Genomic DNA, 13,650 nt, shown 5'->3' with positions numbered 1-13,650 from the left:
GACCACCGCGTGCCGGGAACGGTCGGGCCGCGTCGGGCGCCGCCGTTCGAAGACGGGGGTCAGCGCTCCGGTCCGGAGATCACCCCAGGGGGACCTTATCCGGGCTTCTCGGCGGAAATCCAGGTGCTTTTCGTCCGTCCGGGCCCACTCCGTTGGGGTCGCGGGCGAACGGGGGACGCCCGCCCGCGGCCCGGCGCGCGGGTCTCACCCGGTCGGCTCGACCGGCATCCCGCCCCGGCGGCGCACGGTGCCGTCGGTCTCCAACCGGGTGCACACCCACCGGCCGTCCTCCTCACGCCGGGCGCGGAAGGCGAACACCCGGGAGCGGCGGTCGCAGCGGATCACGGCGTTGGCCTCCACCCCGTCGGCGTCCACGGGCTGGTGGTAGACCTGCGTCAGCCGCGGCGCCAGCTCGCAGGAGACCGTGCCCCGCAGGCGGCGCAGCTCCTCGCGGACCGGGACGGTCACCTGGTCGCGCAGCGCCTCGGGGGTGCGGCGGCCGACCAGGACCTCCGCCATGCGCTGGGCCAGCAGGTGCACGGGGCCGGGCGTGCGGTGGCCCGCCAGGAGCGGGGACCCGCACCGGCGCGCGGGCGCGTGGCGCGGGGGCAGGGGCGTGCGGGCGGGGGTGCGGACCGGGCGGTGGTACGCGGGCTCGCCGTGGGCGCACAGGGGCCGGGGGCAGGGGTGGCGGTGAGGGGTGTACGACATGAACAGGTCCCTTCCGGGAGGATGACGTTCCGCCTTCGCCCTGCACAGAGGCGCCGCCACCTTGCCCGTGCCAGCTGGCATTCCAGGTTTCGGGGTTTTCTTGCGACCTCCGGCACAGGGCGCACAGCGGTCCGAAACCGGCATACTGCATGCGTGACTTCCGCCTACCTCTCCTCCCCCGTACCCGTGGCCCTCGCCCACCGCGGCGGGTGGCTCCTCGACAACCAGGGCGTGCGCCGCACCGAACTGGAGAACACGGCCGCGGCCTTCCAGTACGCCGTCGACCTCGGCTACACGTACCTGGAGACGGACGTGCACGCCACCAGCGACGGCGTCCTCATGGCCTTCCACGACCCCACCCTGGACCGCGCCACCGACATGAGCGGCGCGATCGGCGACCTGCCCCACCGCGAGGTGGCCCGCGCCCGGGTGGCCGGACGCGAGCCGGTCCCGGTGCTGGAGGACCTGCTGGGGACCTGGCCCGAGGCGCGGTTCAACATCGACGTCAAGGCCGACGCCGCCGTCCTGCCGCTGCGTGAGGCGCTGCGCCGCACCAACGCCTGGGACCGGGTGTGCGTGGGCTCCTTCGACCAGCGCCGCCTGGACCGGGCTCGGCGGCTGTTCGACCGGCCCGTCGCCACCTCCTGCGGCCCCCTGGACGTGGTCCGGCTGCGGGCGGCCTCCCTGTCCCCCCTGCTGCGCTCCCTGGCCAGCCGGGTCCCGGTGTGCGCGCAGATCCCGCTGCGCCACAACGCCTTCCCCCTGCTCAGCCGGGACCTGCTCGCCACCGCGCACCGTATGGGCATGCAGGTGCACGTGTGGACCATCAACGAGCCCGGGACGATGGAGCGCCTGCTCGACGCGGGGGTGGACGGCATCGTCACCGACAACACGAGTGCCCTCAGGGAACTCCTCGTACGGCGGGGCCAGTGGTCCGGCCGCGCCCCCTCCACCGACATCCCCCAGCGGAACGGATAGCCCCATGGCCACCACACCACCGGAGGCGGACGCCACCGGCGCCCCCTCAGCCGACCCCGGGCAGCGCAGGCGCGAGCAGCGCGGCTGGTACCTCTACGACTGGGCCAACTCGGTGTTCACCACCTCGGTGGTGACCGTGCTCATCGGCCCGTACCTGAGCAACCTGGCGTGCGTGTCGGCCGGGGCCCCGGACGCCGCGTCCTGCCTGGACCCCGCACTGTCCGTCAGCCCGCTGGGGCTGGACTTCCTCTCGCTGCACCCCAACGCGCTCTACCCGGCGCTGACCACGGTGGCGATCCTGCTCCAGATCCTGTGCCTGCCGGTGGTGGGGTCGATGGTCGACCACTCCCGGCACAAGAAGCGGTGGCTGCTCTGGCTGGCCGCCAGCGGGTCGGCGTGCACGGTGGGGCTGTACTTCGCCACCGACGGCTACCTGGTGGCCTCGGTGCTGTTCGTGCTGGCCAACCTGCTGTACGGGCTGGCGGGCGTGGTCTACAACGCGTTCCTGCCCGAGGTGGCCACGGCCGACGAACGCGACCGGGTGTCGGTCACCGGCTGGGGCATCGGCTACCTGGGCGGGGCCCTGCTGTTGGCCGTCCACCTGGGCCTGGTGGTCGGCGCGCCGTCCCTGGGCCTGGGCACGGACGACGCCGCGCGCATCGCCTTCGCCTCCTGCGGTCTGTGGTGGGCGGGGTTCACCGTCCTGGCGCTGCGGCCGCTGCGCAACCGCTACGGCGCCCTGGCGGCGCGCGGTCAGGGCCGTCCGAGGGTGGGACAGTCACTGCGCCAGTTCGGGCACACGCTCAAGGACATGCGCAGGTACCCGAACACGATCCTGTTCCTCCTGGCGTTCATCCTGTTCAACGACGGCGTGCAGGCGGCCATCCGCTACGCGGCGCCCTTCGCCACCCAGGACCTGGGGCTGGACCAGAACGTCCTGATCGTCACCATCCTCATCATCCAGTTCGTGGCCTTCGGGGGCGCCTTCCTGACCGGCCGGGTCGCTCGGGTCCTGGGCAGCAAGAACACCGTGCTGGCCACGCTCGCCGTGTGGAGCTCGCTCGTGGCGGCGGCCTACTTTCTCCCGGTCGGGAACGTACCGCTGTTCGTGGCCATGGGCGTGGGAATCGGCCTGGTGCTGGGCGGCACCCAGTCACTGGCCCGGTCGCTGTACTCCCAGCTCATTCCCCAGGGGCGTGAGGCGGAGTACTTCAGCCTGTACCAGATCTCGGACAAGGGGTCGAGCTTCCTGGGATCGCTGACCGTGACCGTGGCCGTCTCGCTCACCGGCGGCTACCGGGTGGCGATCCTGTCGCTGATCGTGTTCTTCGTCATCGGCGGCCTGCTGCTGTGGCGCACGCGCATGCGCGAGGGCATTCTCGCGGTGGGCAACGAGGTGCCGCGCAACCTGTAGCTCCCTGTAGCGCTGGTCGGCCCGCCTCCGCTCAGGGAAGACGCTTAGGCGAACATGACCAAGGTGATCGGTGGCGTGGGCATTCCAGGGTCACAGCAAGGGTCACAGCAACGGCGGAAACGTCTGCTGGAGGGCGTTCAACGGTGGGGGTGTAGGGGTGGTTGCTCGCTCCTGCGTTGGCACCAAAGGCAGCGGTGGGCCGGGGAGGGCGATCAACGCTTGCTGTGCGCGCGTGGTCGCTCGCTCCTGCGGCACCGGCTGCCGCGAGGTGGTTTGGGAGAGCGACCAACGCCCGGGATTCGGGGGTGGTTGCTCGCTCATGCGTTGGCAGCGAAGGCAGCGAGTGTCCGGGGTCCCCGTTCAACGCCCTGGCTGTGGGTGGTGGCCGGAGGTGGCGGCACCGGCTGCCGCGTGGTGGTGTGGGAGGGCGGTCAACGGTGGGCGTTCGGGGGTGGTGGGCCTCTGCTGCGTTGGCACCAAAGGCGAGCGGACCCTCCGGCCTTGGGCAGCGCTACCGACCCCCGGTGGTGGGGGCGGGCAACGGTGGCAGCGACGACGGCGGGTGCGGGGCGCGGGCTGCGTGTCGGGCGCGGGCATGCCGGGGCTCGGCACGGCCGGGGGTCATGCCCGGGGCGGTGGGTCCGGGTCCCCGTCGGACGGGTGGTGCCGTCCTCGTCCTCGGTGTTGGTGTGTGCGCAGTTCGCGTTGGTACTTGGCCCGGTTGTGCGGCCCGCACAACGGTTGCAGGTTCGCCACCACCGTGCGCCCGCCCCGGGAGAACGAGGTGACGTGGTCGGCCTGGCAGAACGAGACCGGCACCTCGCATCCGCCCGGGTGGGCGCACGTGGTGTGTCCGTGAAAGGCGGCGGTGCGCTGTCGGGCTGAGGCCAACCTGCGGCTGTGGCCCACATCCAGCACCTGTCCGGTGGGGGGTGCGGTGAGCATCCGCACCACCTCGGCGTCCCCAGCCAACTCGTGCACCAGACCGACCGGGATCACCCGTCCGCGCTCATCCAGAGCCGGAACCTCCTGGCCCTGGGCGTCCAGGTAAGTCTGTACCGGCACCAGGATGCGGATCTGCGCCAACGGGGCGGGGGTGTGGGTGCATCCGGTGTGGGTGGTGGCAAAGCGCAGTGCCGCGATGAGCGCGTCATGCTCACGCTGGGACCGGGTGCGGGTGTCGTCCTCACTCGGTGGGGTGGTGAAGGTGTCGATGGCCGCGCGCACGACCAACGCGTCCCCGACCCCGCCCCAGGCCTGCAACTGGTAGCTGCCCTGAAACGTGTCATGAACCGTCAGGCCGCGTGCGGCGTGGGCGGCCTCGTGGTCGCGGTCCAGGCGGTGCGGGTCCATACGGTAGGCGACCTGACGGGCCACCGCCTGGATCTGGTTGACCGACAACGCAGGCCGCTCGACCTTCGCGGACACCAGAGCGGACTCAAACCCCTGCCGGTACCCCTGCTCGTCGGGAAAGTGGTTCTCATCCCGGGTCTGGACGGCTGTGTCGGTGGCCTTGGCGATCGCGACCGCCTCACCCAACACCACCCTGCCCTCAGCCACCGCTTGAGTGGTGGCGGGCAGCGTCTCCTCATGCACGTGCTGGGCCAGACGGGCCAAATCCTTCGCCTGACCGGTAGGCATCTTGCCGTGGTGAACCAGCCACTTGTCCAACGTGGAGTAACCGCTGTAGCGGGACACCTCACCCCGCGCGTACAAACCCGCCATCCGCGCCAACGCCTGGTAACGGACCTTTTCCAGCTGCGCCCACAAGGCGGCGACTTCCTCAGCCGCACTCTCGTCCGCTCCGGGCGGCAGTTCCCCGCTCCATGCCTGGTCGATGATCTCGCGCGCACCGGCCAGCGCGGCCACGGCCGGGGAGCATTCCCCGGGGGCCGCGTCGGGCGCTGCAAGCATCATCTCCATACCTCTTATTATAAGCCAGAATCCACCATTGTTCCACTATTCACAGCCCTGGATTTCCTGCCTTTCTGGCTTTCTTCTCGGAGATCTACCCATGATTGGCAGGCCACAATTACGGCGATCCGAAAGGCGTCCGAAAAGGCGCAACCAGAATGGTCGCTCGCTGTTGGTGCCACCGTCGCCCGCCTCGATCACAGGAGCTAGGGGCGCTACCCAAGGCCGGAGGGTTCGCCTGTCGTTGGTGCCGACGCAGCAGAGCCCCACCATCCCCGCACCCCAGGCGTTGGTCGCCCTCCGTCAGTGGCTCCCGCCTTTGGTGCCGCTGTTCGTCGGACACCCCCGCCCCCGCCGGACGCTGACCGCTTTTCCGCATCTCCTCGCCCTTGCGCGGCAGCAGGCGCGCTTTCGTTGCCGCCAACAACCCCTGGCAGGAATGGCGTAGGGAGGGGCCCTGTTGGCGGCCCCTCCCTACCCCTCAATTCCTTGTTCTTTTCCTACTGTCGGACGGTTGAGGGCATGCCAAAACGCACAGGGGTGGGATCCCCCCTATTTCCAGGAAACCATCACGGATCTACCCGCTGCCACCCCCAACCACCACCTGTGGAAAACCAACCCCTCCGCACGCCCGCCCACCGCCCCACCAGTTCCCCGCACACCCGCACACCCACGCACCCACGCACCCACGCACACCCGCGTCCCTTGCCTTGACGGAATCGGGGCTGATCCCCGTCACCGGGCTCGCGTCACGGTCTGTCGCCGCATCCGGCCATACTGGGGCCGACTGTCGGCGAGGACGCGGGAGGTGCGGTGCGGGTTCTGCACGGCGTGTGGACCGGGGACGCACTGGCGGTGTGGGCTGAGTCCGCGCCCTCCGCCGCTCCCCCGGCCGAGGGCGCGCACGGCCGAGCGCGCCCGCACCCGTTCGCCTTGGAGACCCGCGATCTGCGCGCGCTCCTGGCGGACGCGAATCTCGGAGCGGACGCGGGTCTCGGAGCGGGCTCGGGAATCGGGGCGGGCTCGGCCACGCACGCAACCCTGGACCTGTCCCTGCCCGGGGACACCTCCGCTCCCTTCGCCTCCACCGGCGCGCCCGGCACCGCCCCGGCCGCCTTCCACCCCTGGCGGGTGCCCGTCCTGCGGCTGAACGCCGCCTCCGCCGAGGCCCTCCTGGCCGCGCCCGACGCCCCCGGCGCCGTCCCCGGGCCCTCACTGGTCCACCTGCGCGCGGTCCGCGACTTCGCCGAACTCCTGGTCACCTCCGGATGCGTGCTGCCCGACCTGGTGGGCGACCCCGCCCGGGCCCGCTGGCGGCCCGCACCCCTGGACTGGGCGGAGGAGCACCTGGCCGCGCTCACCGGCGCCCTGCCGCCCTCCGCCCGCGCCCACCTGCCCGGGGAGCCGCCCGACGCGGTTGCCCGCGCCTGCGTGCTCGCCCCCCTGGAACTGCTCACCGACGCGGCGGCCCGCCGCCTGGCCCGGCCCCGCCGCGCGCTGTCCCCCGGCCCGGACAGCGGTGGTCGGAGAGTCAGCAGGTGGATCGACAACAACCGGACCGACAACGGCCGAACCGACAACAGCCGCACCGACGACGGCCGGAATGCCGAAGGCCCGACCGCCCCTGGACGAACCGCCGACGACGGAACGGCCCCCGGCCAGCGGCTGGCCGCCGCGCTCACCGGCGACCCGGGCGGGATCGACGCCGACACCGCCGCCCGGCTGCGCGGGCCCCTGCGCGAGTGGCGCTCGCGGGTGCGCGGCGCGGGACGGGCCGCGCTGCTGTTCCTGCTGCGCGAACCCGACCGGACAGGGCCGTGGGCGCTGGAGTTCTGGGTGCGCTCGGTCACCGACCCGGGCCTGCGCCTGCCCCTGGAACAGGTGTGGCAGGGCGAGGGCGCCGCCTGGCTGCCCGCCGACGTGGGCACCACCGCCCTGGCCGACCTGCGCCGGGCCGCGCGCCACCACCCGCCGCTGCACCGCGCGCTGCGCGACCTGGCCCCGGCCCGGCTGCTGATGGGCACCGAGGACGCCGAGCGGTTCGTCGCCGAGGGCGCCGCCCGGCTGAGCGGCGCCGGGTTCGGCGTGGTCCTGCCCGAGTGGCGCGGCAGGCCCGCCCTGGGCCTGCGGGTGGCGGTCGAGGAGGCGCCCCGCAAACGCAGGGGCGGCGGGGTGGGCCCCTCCGACCTGGTCAACGTGTCCTTCGAGGCCCTGCTCCGGGGCCGCGACGGCGAGGAGGCCGTACCGCTCAGCGAGGACGAGCTGACCGAACTCGCCGAGCTGGCCCGCCTCAAGCGTTCGCTGGTGCGCGTGCGCGGCCGGTGGCTGGAGGTGGACCCCGAGCGGATCAGCGCCACCCTGGACCTGGTCAAACGGCGCGGCGGCCACTGGATGCGCACCGACGAGGCGCTGCGCACGGCCATCGGTGTGGAGGGCACCGCTCCCCTGCCGGTCACCGACGCGGTCGCCTCCGGTCCGCTGGGCGCGCTGCTGGACGGGGGCGCCAAGGCCGAGCCGCGCCCGATGGGCACTCCGTCCGGATTCCAGGGCTCGCTGCGCCCCTACCAGGACCGGGGTGCGGCGTGGCTGCGTTTCCTGGGCGAGCTGGGCCTGGGCGCGGTCCTGGCCGACGACATGGGCCTGGGCAAGACCGTGCAGCTGCTGGCCCTGCTCACCGACGAGCGGCTCCGGGAACCCGCGCCGGGGCCGACCCTGCTGGTGTGCCCGGTCTCACTGGTGGGCAACTGGCGGCGCGAGGCCGAGCGGTTCGCACCCTCGCTGCGGGTGCACGTGCAGCACGGCCCGGACCGGCCCTCGGGCAACGCCCTGGCCCGCCTGGTGGGCTCGTGCGACCTGGTCGTCACCACCTACGGCGTGGTCACCCGCGACAGCGAGGAGCTGGCGGGCATGCCCTGGCACCGGGTGGTGTGCGACGAGGCGCAGGCACTCAAGAACCACGGCACCCGGCAGGCCCGGGCGGTGCGGTCGCTGCCCGCGGCCACACGGATCGCGCTCACCGGCACCCCGGTGGAGAACAACCTGGGCGAGCTGTGGTCGGTGATGGAGTTCGCCAACCCGGGGCTGCTGGGCACGGAGTCGGCCTTCGAGCGGGCGGTCGAGGGCGAGGAGGGGCCCGACACCGAGCTGGTGCGCCGCATGACCGGGCCGTTCGTGCTGCGCCGCCTCAAGACCGACCGGTCGATCATCGTCGACCTGCCCGAGAAGCTGGAGATGCGCACCTGGTGCACGCTCACCCCGGAGCAGGCCTCGCTGTACAAGGCGGTGGTGGACGAGATGGGCGAGCGGCTGGCCGAGGCGACCGAGAAGGAGCGCAAGGGACTGGTGCTGGCGACGATGTCGCGGCTCAAGCAGATCTGCAACCACCCGGCGCAGTTCCTGGGGGACGGCTCGGCGCTGTCGGGGCGCTCGGGAAAGCTGGAGCGGGTGGAGGCGATCCTGGCCTCGGCCGCGGCCGAGGGCGACAAGGCCCTGTGCTTCACCCAGTACGCGCGGTTCGGCGAGCGTCTGGCCCCCTACCTGCGTTCGCGGCTGGGGGTGCCGGTGCTGTGGCTGCACGGGGGCACGCCGCGGGCGGAGCGGGAGGAGATGACGCGGCGCTTCCAGGAGATGGAGGGCCCGGCGGTGTTCCTGCTCTCGCTCAAGGCCGCCGGGACGGGGCTGAACCTGACCGCGGCCAACCACGTGGTGCATGTGGACCGGTGGTGGAACCCGGCGGTGGAGAACCAGGCCACCGACCGGGCGTTCCGGATCGGCCAGCGGCGGGACGTGCAGGTGCGCAAGATGGTGTGCGTGGGCACGGTCGAGGAGCGGGTGGACGAGATGATCGAGCGCAAGAGCGCGCTGGCCGACAGCGCCGTGACCACCGGTGAGGCGTGGCTGACCGGGTTGTCGGTGCGGGACCTGCGCGAGGTCGTGCGGCTGTCCCCGGAGGCGGTGGCCGAGTGAGCGCGTGGTCGCCGCTGTTCGCGCAGGCCCTGGGAGAGCCGGGCCCGACCGCCGGGAGCGCGCGGGTGGAGCGGCTGTCGGTGCGTCCGGGCGAGGTCGCGGGACGGGTCCGCGGCCCGGGCGCGCACGAGGTGAGCCTGATCCGCACGGTGCCTCCGGAGGCCGAGTGGGAGCGCCTGTGCGCCGCGCTGGCCTCCCAGCCGGTGTTCCGCGCCCGGGTCCTGGCCGGTGAGCTGCCGGTGGCGGCCGCCCGGGTGTTCTCACTGCTGGGGTGGGACCTTGTGCCACGCGGGTGGGACGCGCTGGTGGCGACCTGCTCCTGTGACCGGTGGGACGCCAGGTGCGCGCACCTGGCGGCGGCGGTGGCGGAGCTGGGAGCCGAGGCCGACCGCGACCCGTTCGTGCTGACCCGGTGGCTGGGCCGGGATCGGCGCGCGCTCGTGGCGCAGGTCAAAGCGTTTTCCACAGCCGCGGCAAAAGGATTTCCGGGCGAAGAGGAGACAATCGGGAAAAATGACGGAGAAGCGGTATTGGATACCGCCGCCGTCCCCCCGCCCCCGTCGGACGAGGCGGCCCCCGGTTCGGCCGCCGCGTTCTGGTCCGCGCCGCCGCTTCCCGCCCGTCCGAGTGCCCCGGAGGGCTCCGGCGAGCGCGTCAGGGCCGCGGCTCCCGGGATCGTGGCCGATGACCTGCCCGGTTTCGGACAACCGCGGACGGGGACCGGAACGTGAGCGTATGGGGTGCCGAATACGCACTTCGAACTTTGTTGTGGAAAACTCCGCAAGGCCGTGGAAACACGGTTACCATTCGGCCAGAGAACTCGCCTCGTCACTTCTTCGGATGGGTATCCTTCATGGCCGATCACTTCCCCCCCAACATCGACATGGAAACCCCCAGCATCGCACGCATGTACGACTACCTCCTGGGGGGCAAGGACAACTTCGAGGCCGACCGCAAGGCCTGCGAGGCACTCGCGGACGGCATCCCCGAACTGGTCGCCTTCGCCAACGACAACCGCGCCTACCTCTCACGCGCGGTGGAGTACGTGGCGGCCCAGGGGGTGGAGCAGTTCCTCGACCTGGGGGCCGGACTGCCCACCGCCAACAACACCCACCACGCGGCCCACCAGGCCAACCCGCGGGCCCGGGTGGTCTACGTCGACCACGACCCCATCGTGCTCGCGCACGGCCGGGCGCTGATCAGCGACAGCGCGGAGACCGCGTTCCTGCTGGCCGACATCCGCGACACCGACGAGATCCTGGAGGCCCCCGAGACCACCAGGCTCATCGACACCGACCTGCCCGTGTGCGTGATGCTGGTCTCGCTGCTGCACTGCATCCCCGACGACAGCGATCCGTTCGGCATGGTGCGCGCCCTCATGGACCGCCTGGCGCCGGGGTCGTGCCTGATCTCCTCCCACATCGTCTCCGACGACCCGGCCTCCGCCGTGTGGATGACCGACAAGATCCTGTCCTTCGGCACCCCGTGGGGCCGGGTGCGCAGCCCCGAGGAGGCCTCGGTGGTCTTCGAGGGCCTGGATCTGGCCAGTCCCTGGACCGACGGGCGCGACGAGGGCTCCCGCGCGGTGGACTGCGCCACCTGGCGCCACCCGGACACCGACCCCGTGTTCCGCCCCGCCGACCCCAAGGTCAAGCTGTGGGAACTGGCGGGCGTGGCCTTCAAGCGCTGAGGAGCGCGCCCCGGGGCAGGCGCCCGGGGGCGCTGGTCAGCGCACGACCCTGACCAGCGCCCCTCACGCCTACACGTCCTGCTCGGCGAAGACCTCCTGAGCGATGCCGAAGGCCCGGTTCGCGGCGGGCACCCCGCAGTAGACGGCGGCCTGGAGGAACACCTCGCCGATCTCGTCGGGCTCCAGCCCGTTGCGCAGCGCGGCGCGCACGTGCATGGCCAGTTCGTTCCAGTGCCCGTGCGCGACCAGCGCGGTGAGCACCATGCAGCTGCGGGTGCGGCGGTCCAGACCCGGCCGGGTCCAGATCTCACCCCAGGCGTAGCGGGTGATGAGGTCCTGGAACGGTTCGGTGAAGCCGGTCGTGCGCGCCCGGGCACGGTCCACGTGCCCGTCGCCCAGCACGGCGCGGCGCACCCGCGTTCCCGCGCCGTGGCGGTCGGCGGACGCGAAGTGCTGGGTGAGCAGGGTGTTGACCTTGGCGCTCTGCTGCCAGGACAGCAGGTGCGCGGCCTCCTCCAGCACCACCAGGCGCGCGCCGGGGACGCGCTCGGCGATCAGGTCGGCGTTGCCCTCGGGCGGGGTGGAGGGGTCGTCGGCCCCGGCGATGACCAGTGTGGGCGCGCTGATCCGGTGCAGGTCCTCGCGCACGTCGTGGGTCTCGATGGCCCCGCAGCAGCCCGCGTACCCCTCCGGCGCGGTGGACGCGACCTGGTCGCGCAGCACGGCGACCTCGGCCGGGCGCTCCTTGACGAAGACCGGGGTGAACCAGCGCTCCACCACCGAGTCCGCCACGGCCCCGGTGCCCTCGGCGCGCACCAGCGCGGCACGGTCCCGCCAGTTCCGGGCCGGGCCCATGTGGGGGGAGGTGGCCAGCAGGGCCAGGCGGTCGATGCGCCCGGGGTGGTGGACGGCCAGCCACTGGCCGACCATTCCGCCGATGGACAGCCCCGCGTAGTGGGCGCGTTCGATGCCCAGCCGGTCCATCAGCGCGATGACGTCGCCGCCCAGGTCGGCCATGCTGTAGGGCCCCTCAGGGACGGGCGAGTCGCCGTGTCCGCGGTGGTCGAAGCGGATCACCCGGAACACGGTCGAGAGCGCCTCGACCTGCGGGTCCCACATCCGCGTGGTGCTGCCCAGGGAGCCGCCGAGCAGCAGGGGCGGTGCGTCGGCCGGTCCGCTCTCGGTGTGGTGCAGGTCAACGCTCATCGGGTCCTCGTGCTCCTTCTTCGCCGTCGGTGTTTCGCGTGCGTCCGGTGCTCCCCGCGGGGTCGGTGTTCCCAGCGGAGCTGGTGTCCCCTCGCGGCCGCGGTGTTCTCCACGGAACGGTGTTCTCCACGGAATCAGTACCCCCTGGGGCCGGTGTCCGCCGCGTCGCCGGTCCTACCCGTTCCTGCGCCGGTGACCCGGTCGGTGAACACCGGGGCCGAGCCCAGGTACCCGGACGGGTCGAGCAGCGCGCGAATCCGCGCGCCGCCGCGGACCCCGTCGAGGCGTTCGGTGAGGACCTCGGCCAGCTCCCGGCCGGAGTCGACGGCCTCCCGGCAGGCGTCGGCGACCAGGCGGTGGGCGTCCATGCGGCCGAGTTCGGGTGCCAGGTCGGTGGTGACGCGCTCGGACAGGGCCAGGCCGCCGGTGGCGTCGAGGTTGGCGCGCATGCGCGCGGCGTCCACCCTCAGCCGGGCGGTGCTGGTGCGCAGCCAGGCCGCGGCGGCGCCGGTGCGGCGCAACAGGCCGGTGAGGGGCAGCCACTCGGCGTGCCAGCTCCCGGCGGCCCGCTGGTGCTCCTGGATCTGGGCGGCGAACAGGGTGGCGACGAGTCCGGGGGCCTGCCGGGCGCTGGCCAGGGCGCTGACGGCCGCGACGGGGTTGCGCTTGTGCGGCAGGGTGGAGGAGCCGCCGACGCCGGGGCCGCCGTCCTCGACCAGTTCGCCCACCTCGGTCTGGGCGAGGAGCACGATGTCCTGGGCGGCGGTGCCGACCGCCCCGCAGGTCCGGCCCAGGGCCGCGGCCAGTTCGGCGATCCGGCCGCGCTCGGTGTGCCAGGGCAGGACGGGCTCGGCCAGGCCCAGACGGGCGGCCAGGGCCGCGGTGACGGCGGGTCCGTCCTCACCGAGGGAGGCCAGGGTGCCGACGGCCCCGCCGAACTGCACGGCCAGACGGTGGTCCAGCACGTGCTGGAGCTGGTCGGCGGCCTCGGCCAGCCCGTTGGCCCAGCCCGCGGCGACCGCGCCGAAGGTGGTGGGCAGGGCGTGCTGGAGCAGGGTGCGGCCGGGCATGGCGGTGGTGCGGTGCGCCCGGGCCAGTCCGCGCAGGTGGTCGGCGAGCGCGCGCAGGTCGGCGAGCAGGGCGGCGCCCGCGCGGCGGGCGAGCAGCATGGCGCCGGTGTCCATGACGTCCTGGCTGGTGGCGCCCCGGTGGACGTGGCGGGCCGCCTCGGAATCGGTCTCTCGTACCCGGGCGGTGAGTTCCTTCACCAGGGGGATGACCGGGTTGCCGCCGTCGGCGGCGGCCCGGCCCAGCGCCGCCGGGTCGTAGCGGTCGGCGCGGCAGGCGGCGGCCACGGCCTCGGCGCGCTCCGCGGACAGGGCGCCGGTGTCGGCGAGGGCGCGTGCGAGGGCGGCCTCCACGTCGAGCAGGGCCTGGAGCCAGGCGGTGTCGTCGGTGAGGGCGGCCAGCGGGCCGTGGTCGAGGACGCCGTCGAACAGACCGGGCACGGGTTTCCTCCAGGACTCGTCGTGGCGGGTGGTGGTGCGCCAGCCCACTCCCTTCGGCCGTGATCTTGTGTCTGTGGCGGGCTTGGGGCGCCGGCACCGGCTATGAGTACAAGATCAGCGCGGGTCGGGGCCCGCGCAGCACACCGGCAACATCTCTGGTCAGCCCAGAGGCGGGGGGGGGCGCCCGGGGGCCCCCCAAACCCCCCCCCCCCCCCCCCCCCCGTGGGCAAAGGGGGATGTGGAATAAGTAGGGGGGCCCCCCC

9 protein-coding genes are annotated in these 13,650 nt (G+C 73.1%); 5 read left to right on the top strand and 4 right to left on the bottom strand.

The window, feature by feature from the left end:
- Positions 1-204: 204 nt before the first annotated feature.
- Positions 205-711 (bottom strand): Rv3235 family protein, encoded by a 507-nt coding sequence (locus FYW99_RS07790; RefSeq protein WP_150251304.1) that lies wholly within the window; start codon positions 709-711, stop codon positions 205-207.
- Between the two features lie 153 nt (positions 712-864).
- Here FYW99_RS07790 and FYW99_RS07785 point away from each other — a divergent pair, with 153 nt between their 5' ends.
- Positions 865-1,689, top strand: coding sequence for a glycerophosphodiester phosphodiesterase (locus FYW99_RS07785; RefSeq protein ID WP_150251303.1), 825 nt, complete (start codon positions 865-867; stop codon positions 1,687-1,689).
- A gap of 4 nt (positions 1,690-1,693) precedes the next feature.
- Positions 1,694-3,103, top strand: coding sequence for an MFS transporter (locus tag FYW99_RS07780; protein WP_150251302.1), 1,410 nt, complete (start codon positions 1,694-1,696; stop codon positions 3,101-3,103).
- 621 nt (positions 3,104-3,724) lie between these two features.
- Here FYW99_RS07780 and FYW99_RS07775 read toward each other — a convergent pair.
- Positions 3,725-5,017, bottom strand: a complete 1,293-nt coding sequence (locus FYW99_RS07775; protein ID WP_150251675.1) for an HNH endonuclease signature motif containing protein — start codon at positions 5,015-5,017, stop codon at positions 3,725-3,727.
- Positions 5,018-5,830: 813 nt separating this feature from the next.
- Here FYW99_RS07775 and FYW99_RS07770 point away from each other — a divergent pair.
- From FYW99_RS07770 to FYW99_RS07760, 3 genes are all read left to right on the top strand, one after another.
- Positions 5,831-8,983, top strand: coding sequence for a DEAD/DEAH box helicase (locus FYW99_RS07770; protein ID WP_150251301.1), 3,153 nt, complete (start codon positions 5,831-5,833; stop codon positions 8,981-8,983).
- Entirely contained in the window at positions 8,980-9,714 is a 735-nt protein-coding gene (locus FYW99_RS07765) for an SWIM zinc finger family protein (protein WP_150251300.1), read from the top strand. Before FYW99_RS07770 ends, FYW99_RS07765 begins: the two co-directional genes overlap by 4 nt.
- Before the next feature lie 122 nt (positions 9,715-9,836).
- Positions 9,837-10,673, top strand: a complete 837-nt coding sequence (locus tag FYW99_RS07760; RefSeq protein WP_150251299.1) for an SAM-dependent methyltransferase — start codon at positions 9,837-9,839, stop codon at positions 10,671-10,673.
- A gap of 69 nt (positions 10,674-10,742) precedes the next feature.
- On the opposite strand, the gene pcaDC is transcribed toward FYW99_RS07760, so the two are convergent.
- Together pcaDC and pcaB are read right to left on the bottom strand one after the other, a co-directional pair.
- Positions 10,743-11,879: a bifunctional 3-oxoadipate enol-lactonase/4-carboxymuconolactone decarboxylase PcaDC gene (gene pcaDC, locus FYW99_RS07755; RefSeq protein WP_150251298.1), complete on the bottom strand. Its 1,137-nt coding sequence runs from the start codon at positions 11,877-11,879 to the stop codon at positions 10,743-10,745.
- A gap of 134 nt (positions 11,880-12,013) precedes the next feature.
- Entirely contained in the window at positions 12,014-13,387 is a 1,374-nt protein-coding gene (gene pcaB, locus FYW99_RS07750; protein WP_150251297.1) for a 3-carboxy-cis,cis-muconate cycloisomerase, read from the bottom strand.
- Positions 13,388-13,650: the final 263 nt, after the last annotated feature.

The sequence above is a fragment of the Nocardiopsis deserti genome (genome assembly GCF_008638355.1).
Taxonomy (GTDB): domain Bacteria; phylum Actinomycetota; class Actinomycetes; order Streptosporangiales; family Streptosporangiaceae; genus Nocardiopsis; species Nocardiopsis alborubida.
The sequence above is the reverse complement of the archived record's forward strand: the minus strand, read 5'-3'. Positions and strand labels throughout refer to the sequence as shown.